Annotated in this window: 23 protein-coding genes and 1 riboswitch; of the genes, 9 read left to right on the top strand and 14 right to left on the bottom strand. The window is 69.9% G+C overall.

Annotated elements, in window-relative coordinates; all coding sequences use genetic code 11:
* The 3 genes from C1I93_RS02980 to C1I93_RS02970 all read right to left on the bottom strand — a co-directional run.
* Nucleotides 1–253 (bottom strand): DMT family transporter (locus C1I93_RS02980; RefSeq protein WP_181444989.1); only part of this gene is annotated, 253 nt, incomplete at its 3' end.
* Complete coding sequence (gene hisG, locus C1I93_RS02975) at nt 250–1095, bottom strand: ATP phosphoribosyltransferase (RefSeq protein WP_111241648.1); 846 nt, start codon at nt 1093–1095, stop codon at nt 250–252. The genes C1I93_RS02980 and hisG, both read right to left, overlap by 4 nt.
* A 46-nt stretch (nt 1096–1141) precedes the next feature.
* Nucleotides 1142–1405, bottom strand: a complete 264-nt coding sequence (locus C1I93_RS02970) for a phosphoribosyl-ATP diphosphatase (protein WP_013732805.1) — start codon at nt 1403–1405, stop codon at nt 1142–1144.
* Nucleotides 1406–1542: 137 nt separating this feature from the next.
* On the opposite strand from C1I93_RS02970, the gene C1I93_RS02965 reads away from it, so the two are divergent.
* The 3 genes from C1I93_RS02965 to C1I93_RS02955 are packed head-to-tail and all read left to right on the top strand — an operon-like array spanning nt 1543 to nt 3998.
* Nucleotides 1543–2403 (top strand): ABC transporter substrate-binding protein, encoded by an 861-nt coding sequence (locus tag C1I93_RS02965; RefSeq protein WP_111241647.1) that lies wholly within the window; start codon nt 1543–1545, stop codon nt 2401–2403.
* Nucleotides 2400–3248, top strand: a complete 849-nt coding sequence (locus tag C1I93_RS02960) for an amino acid ABC transporter permease (protein WP_223256207.1) — start codon at nt 2400–2402, stop codon at nt 3246–3248. The genes C1I93_RS02965 and C1I93_RS02960 overlap by 4 nt, the downstream gene beginning before the upstream one ends.
* Nucleotides 3249–3251: 3 nt before the next feature.
* On the top strand, nt 3252–3998 hold the full coding sequence (locus tag C1I93_RS02955; RefSeq protein ID WP_111241646.1) for an amino acid ABC transporter ATP-binding protein: 747 nt from the start codon (nt 3252–3254) through the stop codon (nt 3996–3998).
* A gap of 14 nt (nt 3999–4012) precedes the next feature.
* Here C1I93_RS02955 and ribH read toward each other — a convergent pair whose 3' ends face one another.
* From ribH to rpe, 7 genes are all read right to left on the bottom strand, one after another.
* Nucleotides 4013–4513 (bottom strand): 6,7-dimethyl-8-ribityllumazine synthase, encoded by a 501-nt coding sequence (ribH, locus tag C1I93_RS02950; protein ID WP_111241645.1) that lies wholly within the window; start codon nt 4511–4513, stop codon nt 4013–4015.
* A 5-nt stretch (nt 4514–4518) separates the two neighbouring features.
* Nucleotides 4519–5787 (bottom strand): bifunctional 3,4-dihydroxy-2-butanone-4-phosphate synthase/GTP cyclohydrolase II, encoded by a 1269-nt coding sequence (locus C1I93_RS02945; protein ID WP_111241644.1) that lies wholly within the window; start codon nt 5785–5787, stop codon nt 4519–4521.
* Entirely contained in the window at nt 5784–6479 is a 696-nt protein-coding gene (gene pnuC / locus C1I93_RS02940; protein ID WP_111241643.1) for a nicotinamide riboside transporter PnuC, read from the bottom strand. The genes C1I93_RS02945 and pnuC overlap by 4 nt, the downstream gene beginning before the upstream one ends.
* Nucleotides 6476–7072, bottom strand: a complete 597-nt coding sequence (locus C1I93_RS02935; RefSeq protein WP_111241642.1) for a riboflavin synthase — start codon at nt 7070–7072, stop codon at nt 6476–6478. Before C1I93_RS02935 ends, pnuC begins: the two co-directional genes overlap by 4 nt.
* 2 nt (nt 7073–7074) lie before the next feature.
* A complete protein-coding gene (gene ribD, locus C1I93_RS02930) occupies nt 7075–8136 on the bottom strand; it encodes a bifunctional diaminohydroxyphosphoribosylaminopyrimidine deaminase/5-amino-6-(5-phosphoribosylamino)uracil reductase RibD (RefSeq protein WP_111241641.1) in 1062 nt (353 codons plus the stop codon).
* 142 nt (nt 8137–8278) lie between these two features.
* Nucleotides 8279–8451: riboswitch (FMN riboswitch) on the bottom strand.
* 57 nt (nt 8452–8508) lie between these two features.
* Nucleotides 8509–9489 carry a response regulator gene (locus C1I93_RS02925; protein WP_111241640.1) on the bottom strand — a complete coding sequence of 327 codons (981 nt, stop codon included), beginning with the start codon at nt 9487–9489 and terminating at the stop codon, nt 8509–8511.
* 1 nt (nt 9490) lies between these two features.
* Nucleotides 9491–10171, bottom strand: coding sequence for a ribulose-phosphate 3-epimerase (gene rpe, locus C1I93_RS02920; protein ID WP_111241639.1), 681 nt, complete (start codon nt 10169–10171; stop codon nt 9491–9493).
* Between the two features lie 248 nt (nt 10172–10419).
* On the opposite strand from rpe, the gene C1I93_RS02915 reads away from it, so the two are divergent.
* A complete protein-coding gene (locus C1I93_RS02915; protein ID WP_111241638.1) occupies nt 10420–11307 on the top strand; it encodes a septum formation family protein in 888 nt (295 codons plus the stop codon).
* A gap of 12 nt (nt 11308–11319) precedes the next feature.
* On the opposite strand, the gene drmC is transcribed toward C1I93_RS02915, so the two are convergent.
* From drmC to drmA, 3 genes are read right to left on the bottom strand one after another with little or no spacing between them, the layout of a single operon-like run.
* Nucleotides 11320–12123, bottom strand: a complete 804-nt coding sequence (drmC, locus tag C1I93_RS02910; RefSeq protein WP_111241637.1) for a DISARM system phospholipase D-like protein DrmC — start codon at nt 12121–12123, stop codon at nt 11320–11322.
* Nucleotides 12120–13961, bottom strand: coding sequence for a DUF1998 domain-containing protein (gene drmB, locus C1I93_RS02905; protein WP_111241636.1), 1842 nt, complete (start codon nt 13959–13961; stop codon nt 12120–12122). The genes drmC and drmB overlap by 4 nt, the downstream gene beginning before the upstream one ends.
* Nucleotides 13958–17461, bottom strand: coding sequence for a DISARM system helicase DrmA (drmA, locus tag C1I93_RS02900; protein WP_111241635.1), 3504 nt, complete (start codon nt 17459–17461; stop codon nt 13958–13960). Before drmA ends, drmB begins: the two co-directional genes overlap by 4 nt.
* Before the next feature lie 149 nt (nt 17462–17610).
* Between drmA and C1I93_RS02895 the strand changes: the two genes are divergently transcribed.
* From C1I93_RS02895 to C1I93_RS02885, 3 genes are read left to right on the top strand one after another with little or no spacing between them, the layout of a single operon-like run.
* Nucleotides 17611–18786 carry a DUF262 domain-containing protein gene (locus C1I93_RS02895; protein ID WP_220039553.1) on the top strand — a complete coding sequence of 392 codons (1176 nt, stop codon included), beginning with the start codon at nt 17611–17613 and terminating at the stop codon, nt 18784–18786.
* Nucleotides 18783–19937 (top strand): AAA family ATPase, encoded by a 1155-nt coding sequence (locus tag C1I93_RS02890; protein WP_111241633.1) that lies wholly within the window; start codon nt 18783–18785, stop codon nt 19935–19937. Before C1I93_RS02895 ends, C1I93_RS02890 begins: the two co-directional genes overlap by 4 nt.
* Before the next feature lie 19 nt (nt 19938–19956).
* Entirely contained in the window at nt 19957–20871 is a 915-nt protein-coding gene (locus C1I93_RS02885) for a hypothetical protein (RefSeq protein ID WP_111241632.1), read from the top strand.
* Between the two features lie 1034 nt (nt 20872–21905).
* Here the strand turns inward: C1I93_RS02885 and C1I93_RS02880 are convergent.
* Nucleotides 21906–22244, bottom strand: coding sequence for a hypothetical protein (locus C1I93_RS02880; RefSeq protein ID WP_146603414.1), 339 nt, complete (start codon nt 22242–22244; stop codon nt 21906–21908).
* 135 nt (nt 22245–22379) lie between these two features.
* On the opposite strand from C1I93_RS02880, the gene C1I93_RS02875 reads away from it, so the two are divergent.
* Nucleotides 22380–23279, top strand: coding sequence for a helix-turn-helix domain-containing protein (locus C1I93_RS02875; RefSeq protein WP_111241630.1), 900 nt, complete (start codon nt 22380–22382; stop codon nt 23277–23279).
* A complete protein-coding gene (locus C1I93_RS02870; protein ID WP_111241629.1) occupies nt 23279–23473 on the top strand; it encodes a DUF397 domain-containing protein in 195 nt (64 codons plus the stop codon). Before C1I93_RS02875 ends, C1I93_RS02870 begins: the two co-directional genes overlap by 1 nt.
* Nucleotides 23474–23510 lie beyond the last annotated feature (37 nt).

Genomic DNA, 23510 nt, shown 5'->3' with positions numbered 1-23510 from the left:
CGCCCAGCCCGCCCAGGTACGACCACCAGGGCAGGCCGGATCGGCGCAGGGCGACCAGTCCGGTCCGCATCGACGGCAGCACCAGCAGCCCGACCAGGACCACCAGGCTTCCGCCGAGGTTGTTGACCACCCCGCCCAGGGTGGCGTTGCCGGCCCGCTGCCCGAGCTCGGCGTTGATCGCGGCCTGCCCGGCCGAGGCGGCGCCAGCGAGGCCGACCACTGCGAGCGCGACCGCCGCCCGGGACGCTCTCACAGCCGGCAGGCGTGGATGTTGGTGACCAGGATCGCTCGGGCGCCCAGCTCGTAGAGTTCGTCCATGATCCGGTGCACGTCGTCGCGGAGCACCATGGCCTGCACCGCCACCCAGCCCTCACGGTGCAGCGGTGAGACCGTCGGCGACTCGATGCCGGGAGTCAGCGAGCTGGCCCGGTCCAGCAGACCGGCCGGCACGTCGTAGGCGAGCATCACGTACCGGCGGGCCACCAGCACCCCGTGCAGCCGGCGCAGCAACTGCTCCGCCTGCGGGTGCGGCGTCGCGCCGGTGCGGCGGACCAGCACCGCCGAGGAGCGCAGCAGCGGCTCGCCGAAGACCACCAGGCCGGCCTGGCGCAGGGTGGCTCCGGTCTCCACCACGTCGGCGACCACGTCGGCCACGCCGAGGCGGATGGCGTTCTCCACCGCACCGTCGAGCCGGATCACCTCCGCCTTGACGCCCAGCTCGGCCAGGTGTCGCTCGACCAGCCCCGGGTACGCGGTGGCGATCCGGTGCCCACCCAACTCCCGTACGTCGTCGACGTCGCCCGCGCGGGCGGCGAACCGGAAGGTGGCCCGGCCGAAGTTCAGGTCGACCACCTCCTCGGCCGGCGCGCCCGAGTCGATCAGCAGGTCGCGGCCGGTGATGCCGACGTCCAGGTCACCGGAGCCGACGTAGGTGGCGATGTCCTTCGGGCGCAGGTAGAAGAACTCGAGGTCGTTGGGCTCGTCCCGGCAGACCAGGTCCTTCGGGTCGGTGCGCTGGCGGTAACCCGCCTCGCGCAGCATCTGGGCGGCCGATTCGGCCAGGGTGCCCTTGTTGGGTACGGCGACACGCAGCATGACGGAGTGCTCCTTCGATCGGTGGTCAGGTCGACGGCGGGGGCACTCAGAGATGTCGGTAGACGTCCTTCAGCTCCAGACCGCTGGCGAGCATCAGCACCTGGACCTGGTAGAGCAGCTGGGAGATCTCCTCGGCGGTGCGCTCCGGCCCCTCGTGCTCGGCGGCCATCCACGACTCGGCCGCCTCCTCGACGACCTTCTTGCCGATGAAGTGCACCCCCTTCTCCAGCGCGGCGACAGTGCCCGAGCCGGGGGTGCCGGCAGCGGCCTTGGCCTGCAGCTCGGCGAACAACTCCTCGAACGTCTTCACGGGATCGGATTCTCTCAGTCGCCCTCGGTCGCCGCAGGCACCGGGTCGGCTGTGACCGGTGGGCGGGACCAGCATTCCCTACCAACATGGTGGGACACCCTTCGGCGCAGGCAGTGGCTGGTCGTACGCTGTCCGCCATGGTCAGCACCTCGCGCACCCTCACCCTCGCGGCCGCCGGCGCCGTCCTGCTCGCCGCCGGCGCCTGCACCCCGCAGGCCACCCCTGCCCCCCTGCCCTCCGGGTCGGCGACCTGCACCAAGGAGAGCCTGCCCACCCGCACCCCGGGCAAGCTCACCATCGCCACGGACGAGCCGGCGTACCAACCGTGGTTCGTCGACGACAAACCCGACAACGGCGAGGGCTTCGAGTCCGCCGTGGCCTACGCGGTGGCCGAGAAGCTCGGGTACGCCCGCGACGAGGTCGTCTGGACCCGGGTCAGGTTCGACTCCGCCATCGCGCCCGGGCCCAAGGAGTTCGACTTCGACATCAACCAGTTCTCCATCACCGACGAGCGCAAGCAGGCTGTCGACTTCTCCGCGCCGTACTACCTGGTCCGGCAGACGATCATCGCGCTGAAGTCCTCCAAGATCGCCGGGAAGACCGCCCTGGCCGACCTGAAGGACGCCAAGCTGGGCGCCCAGGTCGGCACGACCAGCTACCAGGCCATCACCGACGTGATCAAGCCGACGGTCGAGCCACAGGTCTACAACAGCAACGACGACGCCAAGAAGGCCCTCCAGAACGGCCAGCTCGACGGCCTGGTGGTGGACCTGCCCACCGCCTTCTACATCACCGCCGCCGAGATCGACGACGCGGTGATCGTCGGGCAGCTGCCCCAGGTGGGTACGCCGGAGGCGTTCGGCCTGCTGCTGGACAAGGACTCCCCGCTCACCGGCTGCGTCAGCGGCGCGGTCGGGCAGCTCTCCGCCGACGGGGTGCTCAAGCAGCTGGAGCAGCAGTGGCTGGCCCAGGTCGCGGGAGCACCCGAACTCACGTGAGCACCTCCCTGCACCACGTTCCCTCGCCCGCCCAGCGGGCGAGGGACGCGTACCGGCAGCGGCAGACCGTGCTGAGCGTCCTGGTCGCCGCCGCCTCCACGGCGGCGGTAGGCACGCTGCTGGCGGTCGCCGTGACCGGGGCACCCGGCTGGGAACGGGTACGCCAGACCTTCCTCGACCCGGAGATCGCCCGGGAGGCACTGCCCCGGGTGCTGACCGGGCTCTGGCTCAACGTCCGGCTGCTGGTCTTCTGCGCCGTCGCCGCCCTGCTGCTCGGGCTGCTGATCGCGATCCTGCGCACCCTGCGCGGGCCGATCTTCTTCCCGATCCGGGCACTCGCCGCCAGCTACACGTACGTCTTCCGTGGCCTGCCGCTGATCATCGTGCTCTACGTGCTCACCCTCGGCACCCCTGGCCTGCGGTTGCAGGGCATGCCGTCGGTGCTGGTGCTGGGCGGGGCGGCGCTGGTGCTCACCTACAGCGGGTACCTCGCCGAGGTGTTCCGCGCCGGCATCGAGTCGGTGCACCCCAGCCAGCTCGCGGCGGCCCGGTCGCTGGGGCTGACCTACCGGCAGACCGTACGCCACGTGGTGCTGCCGCAGGCCGTCCGCCGGGTGGCCCCGCCGCTGCTCAACGACATCGTGGCGTTGCAGAAGGACGTCGGTCTGGTCGCCCTGGCCGGGCCGATCGACGCGGTCCGGGCCGCGCAGATCGCCACCGCCCAGACGTTCAACTACACGCCGTACATCGTGGCCGGGGTGCTCTTCGTCCTGCTCGCGATCCCGCTGATCGCGGTCACCGACCGGGTGACCCTGCGCGCGGCCCGACGACAGTCCGGAGGCTGAGGCATGGACGCTCTGCTGCGCTGCCGGGGGCTGCGCAAGGAGTTCGGCGGCCAGGTCGTGCTGGACGGACTAGACCTGACCGTGGCCGAACATCAGGTGGTGGCGCTGATCGGGGCCTCCGGCTCCGGCAAGTCGACCCTGCTGCGCTGCGTCAACCTCCTCGAGGAGTTGCACGACGGGACCATCGAGCTGGACGGCGAGGAGATCTCCGCGCCGGGCGTCGACAGCGATTGGGTACGCCGCCGCATCGGGCTGGTCTTCCAGTCGTACAACCTCTTCCCGCACCTGAGCGTGCTGGACAACGTCACCCTGGCCCCGCGCCGGGTGCACCGACGTCCCCGGGCCGAGGCCGAGGCGCACGCCCGGGAGCTGCTGGACCGGGTCGGCCTGGCAGACAAGGCCGACGCCTACCCGGACCGGCTCTCCGGCGGCCAGCAGCAGCGGGTGGCGATCGTCCGGGCGCTGGCCAACTCGCCCCGCCTGCTGCTGCTCGACGAGGTCACCTCGGCGCTGGACCCGGAGCTGGTCGGCGAGGTTCTCACCATGATCCGCGACCTCAAGGCCGACGGCATGACCATGCTGCTGGCCACCCACGAGATGGCCTTCGCCCGCGACGTCGCCGACCAGGTCTGCTTCCTCGACGCCGGGCGGGTGGTCGAGGCGGGGCCGCCGGAGCAGGTGTTCGCCGCGCCGACCCAGCCGCGTACCCGCCAGTTCCTGGCCCGGATCATCGAGGCCGGCCGCCTCTGACCACCCGGGGTGGGTCAGGTTCCGAAGCCGACCCGCTGGTTGGCGGAGGCGGCGGCCTGGCGGATGGCCAGGGCCGCGTCCAGGGCGGCGATGGTGGCGGCCCAGCCCTTGTCCTCGGTGGAATCGGGCAGGCCGGCGCGGTCGCGGGCCTGGTCGATGGTGTCCACGGTGAGCACGCCGTGGGCGACCGGCTTGCCCTCGTCCAGCGCGATGCGGGTCAGGCCGTCGGTGACCGAGCGGCAGACGTAGTCGAAGTGCGCGGTCGCGCCGCGTACCACCACGCCGAGCGCGACCACCACGTCGCAGCGGCGGGCCAGGGCCTGCGCCACCACCGGCAGCTCCACCGAACCGGCCACCCGGGCCACCACGGTACGCGCGCCGCACGCCTGCGCGGCGGCCACCGCCCGATCCGCCATGTGGTCGGTCAACTCGCCGTGCCAGCGCGCGGCGACCACGCCGACAGTCAAGCCTGCCGCGTCGACCGGAGCCGCACCCGGCTCACCGAAACCCGCCATCGTTCCTACGCTCCGATCTCGTCGCCGGGGACCGGGCGGCCCATCGGGGCCTCGGTCACCTCGTCCAGCTGGTCGAACAGATGTCCCATCCGGTCCCGCTTGGTGCGCAGGTAGCGCACGTTCTCCGGGTGCGGGCGCACCGGCAGGCCCTCCCGCCCGGTGATGGTCAGCCCGTAGCCCTCCAACCCGGCCCGCTTCGCCGGGTTGTTGGTCAGCAGCCGCATCGAGCGCACCCCGAGGTCGTAGAGGATCTGCGCGCCGGTGCCATAGTCCCTGGCGTCGGCCGGCAACCCGAGGTCGAGGTTCGCGTCGACGGTGTCGCGGCCCTGGTCCTGCAACTGGTACGCGCGCAGCTTGTGCAGCAGCCCGATGCCCCGCCCCTCGTGGCCGCGTACGTAGAGGACCACGCCCCGCCCTTCCCGGGCGACCCGGTCCAGCGCGGCGTTGAGCTGGGGTCCGCAGTCACACCGCTGGGAAGCGAAGGCGTCCCCGGTGAGGCACTCGGAGTGCACCCGCACCAGCACGTCCCGGCCGTCACCGAGGTCGCCCATCACCAGGGCCACGTGCTCGGCCGAGTCGAACTCGCTGCGGTAGCCCAGCGCCCGGAACACCCCGTGCGCGGTCGGCATCCGGGCGTCGGCGACCAACTCGACCTGCTTCTCCGTACGCCGCCGGTAGGCGATCAGGTCGGCGATGGTGATCAGGGTCAACGAGTGTTCGGCGCGGAACTTCTCCAGGTCCGGCAGGCGCATCATGGTGCCGTCGTCGTTCACCAGCTCGCAGAGCACGCCGGCGGGCCGCAGCCCGGCCAGCCGGGTCAGGTCGACGGCCGCCTCGGTGTGCCCGGGACGGCGCAGCACCCCGCCCGGACGGGCCCGTAGCGGCACCACGTGCCCGGGTCGGGCCAGGTCGGCCGGGCCGGTCGCCGGGTCGGCGAGCAGCCGGATGGTGTGCGCCCGGTCGGCCGCGGAGATGCCGGTGCTCACCCCCTCCCGGGCGTCCACGGTCACCGTGTAGGCGGTCTGCCGGCGGTCCTGGTTGGTGTGGTGCATGGGCGGCAGGTCGAGCCGGTCGCACTCGGCCTCGGGCAGCGGCACGCAGATGAAACCCGAGGTGTGCCGCACCGTGAAGGCCAGCAGCTCCGGTGTGGCCAGCTCGGCGGCGAAGATCAGATCGCCCTCGTTCTCCCGGTCGGCGTCGTCGACCACGACGACGGGCCGGCCGGCGGCGATGTCGGCCACCGCCTGCTCGATGCTGTCGAAGGAACCCGTCATGCCGTGGCCTCCACGTAGGTCGGGGTCGGTGTGACCGGGCGGCTGGCCCGCGAGGTCCGCCACCAGCTGGCCAGCCCCCAGACGCAGAGCGCGCCGTAGGCGAGGTACATGGCAGCCGACGGGTAGAAGCCGCCGCGCAGCAGCAGCGGCACGCCGACCACGTCGACAGCGATCCAGATCAGCCAGAAGTCCACCCAGCCGCGGGCCATCCCGTAGGTGGCCAGCAGGCTGCCGGTGAGGATCCAGGCGTCGGGCAGCGGACCCCAGGAGCCGAGCGCGGCCAGCACCGGGTACGCCAGCGCGGTGCCGAGCACGGCGGCGGCGAGCAGCCCCAGCCGCTCGGTGCCGGTGGCCCAGCGGGGCGTCACCGCCGCGCCGTCGGCTGCGGTGCCGAGCCGGCGGGTACGACTCCAGCGCCACCAGCCGTAGACGCTGACGGCGAAGAAGAAGACCTGCCGGCCCGCCTGCCCGTACAAGTCGTGGGCCTGCGGGGTGGCGAAGGCGCCGCCGAGGAAGACGGTGAACAGCAGCGCGTTGCCGATCATGCCCAGCGGCCAGGCCCAGACCAGCCGGCGCAGGCCGAGCAGCGCCGAGCCGAGACCGAAGACGTTGCCGACGATCTCGCGTACCAGCACCGGCGAGCCGGCCAGGTGGACCTCGGCGGTGAGCAGCCAGCCGAGCGCGCCGGTCATGACGCCGCGCCGAGCAGTCGCTCGACGTACTTGGCCAGCACGTCGACCTCCAGGTTGACCGGGTCGCCCACGGCCCGGGCACCGAGCGTGGTCAGCGCGAGCGTGGTGGGGATCAGCCCGACGGTGAACCAGTCGTCGCCGACCTCAGCCACGGTCAACGAGATACCGTCCACGGTGATCGAGCCCTTCTCCACCACGTACCGGCTCAGGGCGGCGGGCAGCCGAAACCGGACGGTCTCCCAGCGCGGTGCGGGTTCGCGGGCGAGCACCTCCCCCACCCCGTCCACGTGGCCCTGCACCAGGTGGCCGCCGAGGCGGCTGCCGAGCGCGGCGGCGCGTTCCAGGTTGACCGGGTCGCCGGTACGCAGCGCGGCCAGCGCCGAACGGCGCAGCGTCTCGCCCATCACGTCGGCGGTGAAGACCCCGCCGTCGACGTCGACCACGGTCAGGCAGACGCCGTTCACGGCGATCGAGTCGCCGTGCCGGGCGTCGGAGGCGACCAGCGGGCCCCGGACCGCCACCACAGCCGAGTCCTCCGCCGTCGGGGTGACCCCGACGACCTCGCCCAGTTCCTCGACGATGCCGGTGAACATGCCTAGCCCTCCCTCTTTCGGGGCGACGCGGTGATCCGCAGGTCGGGACCGACCTGCGTAACGTCGGTGATCTCCAGATCGATGGCCTCGGCGATGGTGGTCACGCCCGCGTCGACCAGGGCGGCGGGTCCGGCGCCGAGCAGCCGGGGGGCGAGGTAACCGACGACCCGGTCGACCAGGCCGGCGGCGAGGAACGCCCCGGCCAGCCGCGGGCCGCCCTCCAGCAGCACCGCGCGCACTCCCCGGGCGTGCAGTGCCGCGAGCAACGCCGGCAGGTCCACCCCGCCGTCCGGACCGGCGCCCACCTCGTCGGCGGTGGCGATCCAGGTGGCGGCGGCGCCGTCGCGGACCTGGGCGTCGGCCGGGGTACGCCCGGCCGAGTCCACCACCACCCGCAGCGGCTGCCGGATGGCCAGGCTGCCGTCGCGCAGGTTGCGTACGGTCAGCCGGGGATCGTCGGCGAGCACCGTGCCCACGCCGACGAGCACCGCGTCGACAGTGGCGCGCAGCGCGTGCACGTCCATCCGGGCCGCCTCGGACGTGATCCACATGCTGGTGCCGTCGGCCGCCGCCGAGCGCCCGTCCAGCGTCGCGGCGTACTTCCAGATCACGTACGGCCAGCCCCGGCGCATCGCGGTCAGCCAGGCCACATTTCCGTGTTCCGCCTCGGTCCGGCGTACCCCCAGGTCGACCTGGACCCCGGCGGCGCGCAACGTCGCGGCGCCACCGGTGGCGACCGGATTGGGGTCGGGTACGGCGATGACGACCCGGGCCACTCCCGCCTGCACCAGCGCGAGGCTGCACGGGCCGGTGCGGCCGGTGTGGTCGCAGGGTTCCAGGGTGACCACAGCGGTGCCGCCCTTGGCGCGGTGACCGGCCTGGGCCAGCGCGACGATCTCGGCGTGCGGGCCGCCGGCGTACGCGTGGAATCCCTCGCCGACCACCTCGCCGTCGATGTCCAACAGCACGCAGCCGACCACCGGGTTGGGACTGGTCGTGCCGAGCCCGCGCGCCGCTAGCTCGATCGCGCGACGCATCGCCTCGTCGACGGAGACGCTTGCCATCGCCTGGCCCTGCCCTCTCGCTCAGCTTCGCGCGGGCGGGGCGGGAGTCGGACAGGCAGGCGGAAACCGGGTGCGGCGCAGCCGACCCGGCGAGCGGGGCATGCACGCCGGAACCCGGCGAGCCACCCGGCCCTTCCGTCCCGCGCGCTGTCTCCCATCCGGACTGTCTGGGCGCGGACGAGCCGCACCCAACCGTCGGCCCCGGATTCTCACCAGGTCCACCGGGCGGACGAACCGCTCCCGGGTCGCGGGCTTACCACGGTCGGACCGTGGATCACCGCCGGTTCGGAATTTCACCGAGTCCCGCCAGCGCGTGGTGGGTACTGAGGGAAGTTTTACACGCCGACCGGGGTCTTCGGCCACCCTGGCGAGCTACTTCACATGACGGTGACTCGGATCGGCCACCCCGCGCCGGCGGTCCACCGCCACGTACGAGCCGGGTTGGCTCTTGGCCACCGTCTTCATCTCGGAGGCGATAGTCATCGCGTCGAGCGGGTCGGTGAGGCGCTTCTCGGCGTCGGAGACGGCGACCCCGATGGAGAGGGTGACCAGCGCGGCGCGGCGGATGTTGCCCCGCCGGTCCTTCAACTCCACGTAGCCGCGTTCCCGGTCGGTGGCGTCGTAGAGCGCGTCCGCGGCCTTCTCGTATTCCCTGGACACCCGCGAGGTGAGCGGCAGGACCTGCTCGGGAGTGCAGACGAAGACGAAATCGTCGCCGCCCACGTGGCCCAGGAAGGCCGGCGGCAGCGCCACCGAGACCACCGCCCGGTGCAGGGTACGCGCCAGCGCGGAGATGAAGTCGTCCCCTCTGACGAAACCGTACCGGTCGTTGACGCTCTTGAACCGATCGATGTCGATGTAACCGACCGCGTAGTCGGCGCCGCTGCGGACCCGATCGGCGATCTCCCGCCGGATGCGGCTGTTGCCCGGCAGCCCGGTCAACGGCGAGACCTCGCGGAACTCCTTGTTGCGCCGCAACGTCGAGGTGACCCGGGCCAGCAGCTCCAGGGTGTCGAACGGCTTGACCAGGTAGTCGTCCGCGCCGGCGCTGAGCCCGTTGACCTTGTCCTGGGTCATCCCCTTGGCGGTCAACATGATCACCGGCAGGGCGGTGGTCATCGGGTTGGCGCGCAGCCGCCGGGTCAGTTCCAGGCCGTCCACCCGCGGCATCATCAGGTCGACCACGGCCAGGTCGGGACGCTCGCGCTCGATCTTCTCGAGCGCCTCCTGTCCGTCCCCGGCGGTGATCACGTCGAAGCCGTGCAGCCGGAGGTTGAACTCGACGAACCGGGCGATGTCCTCGTCGTCGTCGACGACGAGGATCACGTCCTTACGGTCGTCGTCGGGCTCCACCTCAGGCTCCGGTCGCCGCGCGCTCCGCCAGCCCGCGCAACCGGCGTACCGCCTCCGCCGGGTCGTCGGCACCGTAGACGGCGGTGCCGGCGACGAAGGCGTCAGCCCCGGCCGCGGCGGCCTGCTCGATGGTGTCGGCGGCGATGCCCCCGTCGACCTCGATGCGGAGTTCGAGGTGGCCGGCGTTGACGTGTCGGCGCGCGGTGCGGACCTTCTCCAGCAGCTCCGGGATGAAGCGCTGCCCGCCGAACCCGGCCTTGATCGTCATGATCAGCAACGTGTCGAAGCTCGGCAGCAGGTCGAGGTAGGGCTCGATCGGGGTGTCCCGGTCGATCGCCAACCCCGCCTTGGCGCCCGCCGCGCGCAACTCCTTGGCCAGCGCCACCGGGTCGTCACACGCCTCCGCGTGGAAGGTGACGTTGTAGGCCCCGGCGTCGGCGTAGCCGGGCGCCCACCGGCCCGGATCGTTGATCATCAGGTGCACGTCGAAGGGCAGCTCGGTGGCGGCCCGCAGGCTCTGCACCACCGGCAACCCGATGGTCAGGTTCGGCACGAAGTGGTTGTCCATCACGTCCACGTGCAACCAGTCCGCGGCGCCCTCGACGGCACGGACCTCTTCGGCGAGACGGGAGAAATCGGCGGCCAGGATGCTCGGCGCGACGATCGGCGGCGGTACGGTCACAAGGCCAGTGTACGAACGCGGCCACCAGCCGTTGGCGGCACGGCACCTGCCGGAACGCCCCGTGACCCGGGGATGACCGATGGTGTAGATATGACCCCCTTCGGGCCAATGCGGCCCAAAGAAGAAGAATCTCGACTGGCCAGACGGCCAAAACACGGCGACACTCCATCCGGGACGGTGACCGGTATGGTGCAGCCGGTGGGCACGGGAGCCGACAACCGGGCGGCGGCTCTCGGAAAGGGCGAACGATGCGACGGTGGCTCGCGGCGCTGGCGCTGGCCGGCGTGACGGTGCTCCTGCTGACCGGCTGTGTCCGGCCGGGCGGCACGGATGGGGATCTCACGAACGACTGGCCCGCGTTGGGCACGCCGGCGATGTTCGTGCCGGCGACCGACGCGTGCCTGCCCCGGGTCACCCCGGTCGTGCAGGCCAGCACGTACGAAGTCGTGGACTGCGCCCGGAACCATCTGGCCGAGACGGTGCACGTCGGCATCTTCACCGGCGCGGCGGCGGAGGGTTCGCGACCCACGCCGGGTTCCACGGCGCTGCGTACCGCCCGCGCCGAGTGCGACCAGCGGACCCGGCTGGTTCTCGGCGGGGACTGGCACACCGCCCGGCTGACGCTCAGCATCGCCCTGCCCTCGGTGGCGGCGTGGAACGGCGGCGCCCGCTGGTTCCGGTGCGACCTGAGCGAGACCGACAGCATCGACAACACCCGGCCGATCAACCGCACCGGCAGCCTGCGCGGGGCACTCATCGGTGACTCGCCGCTGGTGCACAGGTGTTTCGACCCCAAGCTCATCGGCAACAGCCTGAACTACATGGCCCCGGTGCTGTGCACCGAGCCGCACGGCGCCGAGTTCGTCGGGGTGTACATCGAGGAGGACATGAGCTGGGAGCAGTTCAGCAACTCGTCAGGCCGGGCACACGAACGCTGCATGGAACTGATCGCCGCCTTCGCCGACGTGCCGAACAACGGCGACCTGCCCTACCGCGCCGGCTCCATCTTCTACCCCCCGTCGCAGCGGGAATGGGACGAGGGTGACCGTGGGGTGCGCTGCATCCTGTGGACCGACGACCGCAAGATCACCGGCTCGATGCGCGGTGTCGGTCCACAGGGCCTACCGGTGACCTGACCCGACGTCCGCTCAGAAGAGTCGCTGCAACACGCCGGTCCGGGGATCGGCGAGGGCCTGGAAGTGCGCGACGAGCTTTCGCACCACCTCTGGGTCGTGGAGGAAAACGCCGACCTCGATGTTGTGGGACAGCGCTCGGTCGGTGAGGTTGGCGCTGCTGATCAGCGCGACATTGCTGTCGGCGGCGATGAGCTTCGCGTGCAGGGCCGCCTGCGGATTTCCACTGGCGGCTCGTCGTGCAGCCGGCCAGTGCCAGAACGTGGCCCGGTTGCGGAGCGCGGCGAAGGTGCCGGCAGCGCTGGCCGATCCCCGTAGGGCACCGCCGTCTTCGGCCGAGCTTTCCAGAATCAGATCGATGTGTACGCCCCGGCTGGCTGCAGACCGCAGCTCAGCGATCACCTCGGCGACCCCGTACGCGGCGAAGCTCGCCACGAGCAGTCTGCTCCGGGCCGCCCGGATGACCTCCACGACCACGGAGCTGGTGAGCCGTACCGGCACGGCCGTGCTGGTCGGCCCGCTGACTGCCAGCTCGGTGCGCCTCGCCGCCATGCGCTGGTGCAGGAGGGCGGCGCTGCGCAGCGCAAGAGCGACCGCTGCACCGGGGAGGTCGGGAGCGTCGGTTCGCCAACTCTTGATCAGTCGTCCGGCATAGGTGCCAACCGAGAACCCGGGCCGGGCGTCGATCAGCGCGGCGGCCACCGCACTGTCGGCCGGCGTATCGACGGTCAGCAGCACGGCGGCCCAGGCAGTGACGTGATCGGCGGGGAGCGTGGTGGCGATATCGGTGATCACCTCCGTGAACCGATCGTGGTTCATCGGGCGAAGAATCCGGAGCCAGGGTCGGTGAGGGTGTCGACCAACAGAGCCCGATCCAGGTAGTGGTTGCCGCGTTCGCAGGAGGTCTCGGCGGCGAAGAGGCAGGCGTGGCAGGCGGCGGCCGACAGGCGGGCGTGCACGGTCGGGTCGTGCTCGGCGCAGAGCGGATCAGAGCTGCACAGCCGAGCCGCGTCCAAGGCCCGTTCGACGAGCTGACCGAGCCGGTCCGTACGCCCCAGGGAAACAAGGCCGCCGAGGGTGCCCTCGCTGTCCGGTGCCGCGGTGTAGAGGAGCACTCCGGCGGTCGGCGTGTCGCCGGCCCAGGCGTAGACCCGCTCACCGATGCCGGCGGCGCTGTATCCACACTCCAGGGCAAGCTCACGGATGAGCACGTGGGCAAAGGTGTGCAGCAGCACGTAGCGAAGACCGGGCCACTGTTCCGGGGCCAGTTTGCGCTGCGCCCGCCAGAGGTCGTGGGCGCGGATCAGCAGCTGTTCGCGTTGTTTGACCTCTGGCCGGTGTTCCCACTCGACGACGGACTCCTCGTCGACCCGCAGGAAGATCCCTTCGCCACGCATCTCAGCGCAGGGCAGCCAGGTCGGCTTGCCGTGAGTCAGCGGTGCCCGCCGCCGGTCGGGGGTGTCGAGCACGTCCCACTCGGGGGCGTCGATCCGGGTGAAGCCGTACAGCGCGGAGACCTCCCGTAGCCGGGGGACGAGGACCACCGACCGGAGCCACCTGCGGTGCTGGTGTGGCACCGGCTCCGGTCGGGTGGTGAAGTCGGGCAGCTCGGTGCTGGTGCCGGCGGTGAAGGCCAGCCACTCGGGCTTGCGCAGATCGTCGTCGTCCTCGGATTCGTCGTCCGGCTCGGCCGTGCTGCGACGTTGGATCGCCGCCCAGACCCGGTCGGCGCCGTAGGGACGCAACTCGCCCCAGCAAGCCTGAGTCTGCATGATCTTCTTCGCCGTGTCCGCGTCCAGCCCGGCGAGCAGGTGCAGCTCTGATGACCAGAACTTGGCGACCACCTGATCGACCGGATGCTCGGAACGGGGCAGGCTGAACACCCGCAGCTGCATGGCGAACCAGCTGTTGGTGGCGCCCAGGGCGAGCGTGCGGGTGGGGGCATCGCAGGGCTCGTACGTGCCGAGGTGGGGGTGGCGTCCGCGGCAGGCGGGGAGAGTCTTCTCAGCGTGCAGACCGATCGCCACCGACATCGGGCGGGAAGCTTTGCACTCACAGGAGATGAAGATGTTGGCCGCCTCGCCGGTGCTGCCACGTTCGGCGAGTGTGAGCGAGTGACCGGCGCCGGGGTCCATGCCACCGTGCGCGACGTACGACCAGGGGAAGTCGTCGAGGTGACCGTTGTCGCAGGCCAGCACGAAGCGGGCCGGCACTGCGGTAGGGCGGGAGTTGCCGTTGCCTCGGCAGCTGTGCACGTAGCGGGCCCGGTCCGGCTGGTAGGGCGACGACAACAACTCGAACAGCCCGGAATCCGCCGGCGCGAGCCGGTTGCATCGGGTGTCCGAGCAGCGCAGCCAGGTGGGAAAGAGCGCGACCGGCACGCCCACGCGGGTCCAGTCGGCGAACAGGTCGGACGTCTCCGGCAGGTGCGGGGGAAGCCGAAGGCTTTCCACCTGACCACCGAGCCTGCGCCGGACCGCAGTCAACAACCGGTCCTCGGTGACCGGCATCGAGTGGGTGAGGTCCCAGTGCGCCAACCCGAGGGTCAGCACCGACAGGCTGGGTAGATCGGCGACCGAGCCGACGCCGTAGGTGTGCAGCAGTTGGTTGGGGCGCAACGCGCCGACCCGCAGGCTGCGGGGCTGCGGCCCGCTCACGCGGGCCCTCCTGCCATGCCGCCCCCGAGTGGCGGAGCGAACGGTGGTGGATCATCCACTACGGCACCGAGCTGCAACTGGAGCTGTATACCGGGCTCCACGTCGCGCAGTGAGGTGGGACAGGTGGTCTGTGCCCACCGGCCCTCCTCCGGGCGGTGCAGCAGCCCAGCGACGTCATCGCTGTGGTACGGCTTGTCGTAGGCCAGCCGTCGGGCGGGCCGAGCCCGTTCCCGTGCCCAGAGGTCGAGGCGGGACTCCAACTCGTCCTCCACCCGTTGGCGCACGGTGTTGTCGGCGGCGACCTCGCTGCGGCGCTTGAGGAACCGCACGACATGATCGGCGAGCTGACCGTGCCTGTCGAAGTCGCGCGCCCGCAGGTTGCCGTTGTAGGTGCTCTCCAGATCGCGTACCAGTGCCACCAGCACCCCGGTCAGCCCTCGGTCGATGGCCCGCTCGGCGAACGGGGTGACCGACAGGGCCTCGACCTGCCGGTAGACCGTGGCGTGGAAGTGGTCGAACCGTTCGTAGTGCGACAGGTCGCGCGGACGAGCCCAGTTGTAGACGGTGAACACCAGACCCGGAGCCTGCCGCCCGACCCGGCTCGTCGCCTGGATGTACTCGGCGGTGGACTTCGGCTGGTTCGCCACCACCATCACGCCGAGCCGGGCGATGTCGACCCCAACGGCGATCATGCTGGTGGCGAGGAGCACGTCGACCGGCCGGGGAGCACCCTTGGCCCGGGTGCTGTCGAAGCGCACCGCGAGCCGGTCCAGCAGCGGCCGGATGGCGTCCGAGGGCATCCGGGAGGTCAACTCCTCCAGGTACGGGTCGTACCGTCGGGCGAGCCCGCGTTCGTCGGCACGGATCAGTCGACTGGAGACGTCGTCCTCGACCAGTCGCCGCATGCCGCCCAGGTCTCGCAAACTGTTGAAGTAGCCGACCAGGGTCATGTAGGGGTCGGTGACCCGGTTGCGGCCGTAGGTCTCGTGGAGCTTCTGCGCCGCGCCAAGCACGGAGACGTAGACCCGGATCAGGGTCGACCGGAGCCGGTTACCGTGCGCGCAGATGCCGATGTACCGCCGACCCGGATGTTCCTCAGTCTGGCGCTGGCGGGCGAAGAAGCTGTCCGAGGCGTCCAGCCCCGACGGCGGGAAAACCCGGGTATGCCGGTTGAACAGCGCGCCGATCTGCTGCTGGGCGCGGCGTACGGTGGCGGTGGAGGCGATCACCTTCGGCCGGGACCAGTGCCCGGGGACCGGCTCCCAGCTGGCCAGCCGGTCCACTGCGGTCTCGTAGAGCCCGACCAGCGAGCCGAGCGGCCCGGAGATCAAATGCAGCTCGTCCTGAATGATGAGGTCTGGCGGACGTAGCCGCGCGCAGGGGACGATGCGGTTGCCCGGCCGGTGCCGCTTGCGTTCCCAGTCGGTCGATTCGAGATCTTCAGTGAGAAAGCCGTGCTGGTCACAGTGCTTGCCGACCCGGCCGAAGAGCGCGGCGGTCTCGCCTTTCCACGGCAACTGGGCAAACTTGTCGACAGTGGCGATCACCAACGCCGGTGGTTGGCGGTAGAGCTCCTCGTCGACCAGGATCACCGGCAGGCCGATCTCGTCGCCGGCCAATGGGAAGCTGCCCACCTCGCTGAACGGGCACTCCACATCGAAGCAGCGCACCAGCGTCCGCCAGTGGTCCCGATCGACTTTGATGTCCCGGCCCGGCTCGATCCTCGTGCCACACCAGGGGCAACTGGTGAGCTGATGCGGTGAGCCGATGCCCCGGGTGGACCGGCCCCGCCGCCGCTCGTCCAGCCAGTCCTTCGCGTCCTGGGTGCGGTTCGGGGTGACCCGGCCACCGACCCACAGCCCGATCCGGATCGGTGTGCTCCCCCAGGTCTGCGGATCTGCCCGGCGTAGGGACTCCGCCGCGCAGATCAGGGTCGCGGCCCGCTCGAACTGCTGGATGGTGAGCAGCCGCAGGGTGTAGCGCATCAGCACGGCGAGCCCAGCACCGCCGGTCATCCCGGCCTGGTCGGGCTGACGACGGCGGATCGCGATGGTGAAGGCGGTGAGGCCGAGGTACGCCTCGGTCTTACCGCCACCGGTGGGGAACCAGAGCAGATCGGCGAAGGCACGTTCGACGTCGTCACCTCGCTCCGGGTGACGTAGGTCGGCCAGAGCTGGCAGGTTGATCAGAACGAAGGCCAACTGGAACGGCCGCCACCTGTGGTTCTCCGGCCGATCGGCGTCGGCGATCGCCTGCGCCAGTGGGAGGTTCGGGTGCTCCCGCCGCCGGGCGGCGACAACACTGTGGACACGTTGCAGGTACATCGCCCGGTTGGCGAACCCGAACGCCTGACGGGCCGTCGGGTCGGCAGCGGCGAGCAGCTTGATGCCGGCGGCGATCCGGTCGGCCGCCTCCCGGGCGTCGCGCAGCGCCTCGCGTACCTGTCGTTGGTACCCGTCGAGCCGCCGGTCCGGGTCACCGGCGCTCGCCTCGTTGCGGTCGATCCACGCCCGATAGCCGACGACGAGGGGTTGCAATGCCGCCGTGAGGGCGGTGGCCGGGCCGTCGGCCAGCTCGGCGAGGCGCCGCATGTCCAACTCGACGTCGGCCAACTCGGGCAGGTCGTCGTCCTGGTCGCTGCTGGGCACGTCGGTGAAGGGCAGCTCGTGGGTGGGGACGGTCGTGGTACGTACCCGAAGGGCTCGCTGGGGATCGCTGGACGACGGCTCGGCATGGACGGCGGTGCCGTGTCCCACCGCGAACTCCGGGTGGAACCGGTAGGCCATCGCCAGCCGGCGCCGTTCGGCCTGGTCGGCGTCGTCTCCGCCGGTGACCTGCTCCGGCCGGGGCACGAAGACCGGCGCGCCCTGCTCCGGGCCGGTGGCGGCCAGCTCGACCTGGAAGATCCACCGCTTCGGCTGGCGCGACGAATCGCTGTGCTCCCGGTTTTCCAGGAAGAGCGAGACCAGTCGTACCTTCCCCAGGCGACGCACCCGGCCCCGCACTACGACATTTGGCTGTGCTGCGTCGACCGACTGCGGCGCGATCAGCCCTTCGCGCAGCGGCACGACGACCACGCCGCCGCGTTGGTGCCGCCGCCAGACCGGTCGGCCAGCATGTTCCTCACGCTCGGAGGCAGCGGTGTCGTAGCTGCCCCAGGCCGCGGTGACCAGCAGCTCGGCGACCGACAGCGGCACGCTGGCGGTAAAGCCGAGCGCGGATGGCGCCAGGCTCGGCACGCTCGGCGCGGTTGGCTCAGGGCCGCCGTCGGCTGCATCCGAGGCGGTAGCTTCGGCGAAACTGTCCTCAGTGGCCGGATCGACCGACACCCCGTTGGGCGCCAGCCGCCCGAGAATGTAGCGGTCCAGCGGATTTTCCCTGGTGGGAAACTCCTCCCCCAGCCCGCCGAGGGGCCCGCGCAGGTCGGCAACGACCAACCGTTGCAGCTCGTCACGGATCGTCCGCTCATCCGGTACGGCGAGCACGCCCTGCCCAGTCATGTGAGTGACCGTAGCGTTTCCCTACGACATCGGCGGGGCGCTCGACGCGGCCCCTTCGGCGGTGTGATCCGTTAGGCTGCTACCGGTCGGTCATGCGGCGCTGCCATACGGCAACGGCCGGGACGAATCGAGGTGGCGAGATTTCCGAGGTGGAGCCAGACGTCCTCGAGGAGTTGGATTCGCTCGGTCGGGCGACCGGAATCGAGGTCGACGACGCCCAGGACGCCAGAGCCGACCAGGCAATCGACATCATCCACACCCCGTTCGACCCCGAGAAGATCGACGTGGTCACCCGCAACACCACTGTCGATCTGCTGCTGTCCCGTATTCGCACCGGGCGCGTCGACCTGCAACCCGACTTTCAGCGTCAGGCCGGGATCTGGCGACCGACGGCCAAGAGTCGGCTGATCGAGTCGCTGCTGCTGCGCATCCCGCTGCCCACCTTCTATGCGGCCGAGGGCGACGACGAGGAGTGGGCCATGGTCGACGGCATCCAGCGGCTGACCACGATCGCGCAGTTCATCGAGCCCGAGGCAATCGACCGGGAGCCGCTGCGGCTGGTCAACCTCGAATATCTGGGCGCGGAATACGACGGCAAGACCTTCGACGATCTTCCCGGTCGGTTACAGACCCGGCTGCGGGAGACCGAGCTCATCGTGCATCTCATTCGGCGGGGCACGCCGGAGGAAGTCAAATTCAACATCTTCGCCCGGATCAACACCGGCGGGCTGCCTCTTTCCCGGCAGGAGTTGCGACATGCCCTGATTCCTGGCAACGGTCGAGCGATCCTGCGCGAGTGGGCTGAATCCGACGTCTTCCGCTCGGCGACCGGCGACAGTGTGCGCAGCGAGCGGATGGTCGACCGGGAGATGATCCTCCGGTTCATCGCGTTCCGATTGACCAGCCCATCCGACTACGATCACGACGACTTCGACCGCTTCCTACGGGAAGCGATGCGCAATCTGAACACGTTGCCAGCTCATGAGGTCGAGCGACTGTGGACCGAGTTCGAAGTAGCGATGATCGCGGCCAGGCAGACCTTCGAGCAGCATGCGTTCCGCAAGCGTGACCGCAAGGGAAGCAGCCGACGCATGCCGATCAACAAGGCGTTGTTCGAGGCGATCTCGGTCAACCTCGCCGAAGTCGGCGGCCCGGGGATGGCACTACTCACGGAGCGGCGACGCAGGGTGGAGAAGGAGTTCATCGGCCTCATGAACGACGTCGACTTCCAAGGGGCGATCTCTCAGGGGACGGGTGACCCGGGCAAGGTGCGCCTGCGCTTCGCGCGCATCCGGAAAATCTTCGAGTCGGTGATGAGTCGATGATCGAGCGGCTGCAACTGGAGAACTTCAAGGCGTTCCGGCAGATGGGTCTCCCCCTTGCGCCGCTTACGCTGCTCAGCGGCGTGAACGCGGCCGGCAAGAGCACCACGATCCAGGCGCTGGCGTTGCTGCGCCAGTCATACGACGCGGGCGTGCTCGACCACAGAGGTGGGCTGCTGCTCAACGGAGAGCTCGTCGAGTTGGGCGTCGGGCAGGACGTCCTGCACGAGAACTACGCCGACGGGGGCCACGAGGGCCGGATCTTCATCGCGATCGCCGCCACGATCGACGGCTCCGAAAGGACCTGGCGGGTCGAATACCGGCCCGCCGAGGACCGTGAGGCCGACCTGCTCCAGGTACCGCGACCAGTGAGCCCTTCCGAGGTGCAGCAACCGCCGCCGAAACAGTCGGGGCTCTTCGGGACTGGCTTCCAATACCTGCGGGCCGACCGGATCGTTCCGGCTGTGAGCTACCCGAAGTCGTACGAGATGGCGGTGCGTCGGGGGTTCCTCGGAGTCCGGGGTGAGCACACGGTGAACTATCTGCGGGCCCGCCACGAGGACCGGGTCTCCTCGCCCGAGTTGCGTCACCCGGCCGCAAAGTCGAACGGCCTGCTCGACCAGACCGAGGCGTGGCTGCGGGAGATCTGCCCCGGCGTGAACCTGATGGCAGAGGACCTGCGCGGCACCGACATGGTGCGGCTGAGCTACGGATTCGGCGGCACGGCCGGCATCAAGTCGTCCAACATCCGCTACCGCCCCACCAACGTCGGCTTCGGTCTCACCTATGCGCTGCCGATCATCGTTGCCTGCCTTTCGGCAGGTCCGGGCCGGTTGGTGATGCTGGAAAATCCGGAAGCGCATCTGCACCCTCGGGGGCAGACAATGCTTGCCCGGTTGGCCTGTCGTGCGGTGGCTGCGGGCGGGCAGCTCGTAATCGAAAGCCACAGTGATCATGTGCTCAACGGGGTGCGGCTCGCCGTCAAGGATCGGGTATTGACGCCAAATCATGTGGTGTTGCATTATTTTGACCGGAACGACGACGGTGAGATCGAGGTCAGCTCTCCCAAGATTGACTCCGACGGCATGTTGTCGCAATGGCCAAGGGGCTTCTTCGATGAGTGGGACAGGGCGCTTGATCGTCTGCTCGACTGACGAGGAGTGAATCTTGTCCTTGCTGCTGGTGCTGAACGAGCTTTCCTATCGGGAGACCAAGGCACGGCGCGAGGAAGTGTCGGATTCCCTACACGGCTTCGTGAGATTGCTGCGGAAGGTTCGTCAACACCGCACCGACGTCGCCCTGGTCACCGAGCGTCGGTTCTTCGATCTCGACCTGGGCGACGACTATTCCGTCCGGGAGTGGGCCGGCGACGGACGCAATCGTGATGCGATGCGTTACCTGCGCGGCATGAACCAGCGCGCGCCGTTCCGGGAGGTCGCCCCGGCTGATCTACGCGACGGGACGGAATACTTCCACGAGGAGCAGGCGGCCGAGGGCCTGGGCACCGCGCACCAGGTTGGCGGCCTGGCGGTTTCGCTGCCGCTGGCGCAACCGTGGGAAGAGACGTCACTGCGGCTGAGTCAGCGTGGCCTCGCCGAGAACGACGCGGGCACCGTCACACTCACCGAGACCGAGGTTGACGTACGGCACGCGTCCCGGGCGGCGCACGTGGACCGGCATCGACAGTGGCTCTGCGACTCGGAGCTGACCCGCATCCACACCGGAGCCGAGCTGTGGGAGGCACGGGAGGACATCTTCCCGCACCTGCGCTTTCTGCCCCGCGTCGCCGGCGATCTGCATCGACTCGCACCGGCATGGCTTCAGCCCGTGAAAGAGCGGCTCGCCGAACTCGAACTGACGGTGGCCGACTGGGTGCCGAGCGCGGAGGCCGCTCCTCAGTGGCGGAGCAAGGTGACGCCGGAAAGCGAAAGCCGCAAGGCGCTCTGTCGTTTTGTCGACACCGACGGCCAGGCGCACCTCTTCGACTGGCATGCGCGGTTCACGCCGCGCGCGGGGCGACTGCACTTCCGGATGGACGGTGCCCGGCAGCAGTTCGTCATCGCCTACATCGGAGCCAAGCTCACCTGACGGCCGCCACGCGCAGTCAGCACCGGCGGATGGTCCCATGCGCTCACGAGCAGCGACACGTACCAAGGGCAGAGGGGACCACTCCGCAGGCGGCACAGCTATCCGGGCGGTGTTGCGGGGTAGGGAGTGGGCGTGGTGGAGCCGGAGGCCGATGAGTACTACGTCCCGGCTGAGGCTGCCGAAGGGCTGCTCGTACCTCTACCTCCGTCATTGCATCCCAGCCGTTTCGACGGAGCCGTGCTGCCAATTTGCGCCCGGAGAGGCCCATACGATCCCGCTTCGCGGCGCGTATTGCATCAGCACGGACCATCGGATCTCGACGACCGGCGTCGAGTGCTTGCCGAACCTCGCGCTTCGTGGCGAGCGGCCATTGCGGACGCAGCCGTGAGAGCACTTCCTTCTCACCGATCTCAGGCTTCTTCCTCAGCATGTCCCGTACGGCCGAGATGAACATCTGCCGGAGTGGCCGATCCGATGACACAGCGGTCCCGTTGATCACTGACGGGGTTCGCTGCGGACGTGGCTGCCGGTTGCCCTTGGTTCCCGGTCGTTTACCTGATGTGGTGGCACCGGTTTCGGCCGCCCGAGCCTGCGTCTTCAACGGGAGGCGATCGAGCCAAGAATCAGGAGTCCGATCAACCGGATCATCGTTCTCCCAGTCGCGCTGAAGTCCGTCCGACCAGCGTCCTTCGGAGTTTGCGTACCAGTCGCCGATGCCACGCCCGGAGTTCATGCTCTCCTCCGCTACGGTCAGGCCCGGAACAGCGTGGCCCCGGGCAGCCGGTGAGGAACCACAGCCCGGTTACCGTCCCGGTCCTTTGACCGTACGGCGGCAATCGTGACCGTGGGACCAGAAAACCGGCGGCATCGATCACCGGCATGACCGAATGCGCCATCCGATTTGATCGTGTATCGATGCGCTTACGGCCCTGGATGATCCGCCGCTGCTGCAAGGCCAGCGCTATGCCTGCCGAGCAGCATCGATGTCCGCAGTAGATGCCGTAGGGAAACGACGTTCGACGGTCGGGCGCAGATCACCGGCCGACGGGTGGCTCGGCGGGGATCAGGACGGCCGTGCCGGACCAGTCGATGTCCTCGTCTGCGATGGCCTTGTCCGGTTCGTCGTCCTCGTCGAGCGTGGAGTAGCAGGCGTAGTAACGGCCGAAGCCGTAACCTCCGGCCGCCAGGGTGGCCAACGCCCACGGGCGCAGCTGGTCGCACAGCTTGTCCGGCGCCAGCCGGTCGACCGGTACCCGGAGGACCCCGAGCAGGTCGTGCCACTCGTCGCAGGTGCCGGCGTCGACGACCCGCGAGAGCGAGAACGCGTGCCGCACCTGCGGTTCCTGCTCGATCAACCTGAGCCTGCCAGCCATCCTGCCTCCTCGCATCGGCGTGAATCTCGTAGAGGCAGCATTGCCTATCTATTCGGTTATATCAAGGGGATGGTGCCGAGTGTTTTCGTCGACTATGGTCGGTCAGGTATCGGTGACACTCAGGATGGAGTAGAGATGACATCCAGCGCCGCAAGGACACGCCGCAAGTCGTCGCCACCACTTGAGTCGCCCACGGTGCAGGCGTGGGAGCTGGGCCTGCGGCTGCGGGAGCGCCGTGAGGAGGTGGGCATGACCGCTGTGGCGGCGGGCCGCTCCAGCGGCATCACGCAGGCGTACATCTCGGGGGTGGAGGCCGGGCGGGTCAAGCTGCCGGGTGATCGACTGGCTCAGCTCGTCAAGGTGTACGAGATCGACCCGGCCGACGCCGCCGAGCTGGAGGCGCTGCGCGTCGCGGCGATGCGGCGGGCCTGGTGGCACCAGTATTCGCAGCTCTTCCCGGCGGAGTTCCTCCGCTTCCTCGGCTACGAGGCCGGCGCCGAGCACATCCGCACCTATGACAACGAGCTGTTGCACGGGCTGCTGCAGACCGAGGAGTACGCCCGCGCGGTGATCCGGGGCGGCAACACCTACGTCCGGCTGACCGAGATGGACCGGCGGGTCGCCGCGCGGATGGCCCGGCAGCAGCGGCTCGGCGGTGACTACCCGCTGCGGCTGACCACCGTGATCAGCGAGGGCGCGCTGCGGCAGCAGGTCGGTGGCCCGGAGGTGATGAGCGCCCAGCTCGACCACCTGGACCGGCTGCTGACCGAGCGCCCGGAGCAGTTCGAGATCCGGGTGGTGCCCTTCACCGCCGGAGCGCATCCCGCGCTCGGTGGCCCGTTCCAGATCCTGTCGTTCCCGTCGCCCCGGCTGCCCGACCTGGTCTGGCAGGAGGTGCTCACCTCAAGCGACATCATCGATCAGTCCAGCCGGGTCGCGGACTACGCGGTGACCTTCGCCGAGGCGCGGGAGCGGGCGTTAAGCTCGGCGGAGTCGCTGGAGCTGATCCGGCAGATCGGCAAGGAGATGACGTGATGGCCCCTCGCTCCGACCGTGACTGGTTCAAGTCCTCCCGTAGCTCCAACAACGCAGCCTGCGTCGAGGTGCGGTTCGTCGACGGCGCGGTGGACGTCCGCGACACCAAGGACCGCACCGGCCCGATACTCGCCTTCGACGGCCGCTCCTGGACCAGCTTCCTGACCAGCCTCAAGGACGAGTCAGCGAGCTGACGGCCGCCACCTTACTTCCTACGGCGGGAGAGGGCTG

The organism is Micromonospora endophytica (assembly GCF_003236305.1).
GTDB classification, from domain to species: domain Bacteria; phylum Actinomycetota; class Actinomycetes; order Mycobacteriales; family Micromonosporaceae; genus Micromonospora; species Micromonospora endophytica.
This window is presented reverse-complemented; position numbering and strand designations above follow the sequence as displayed.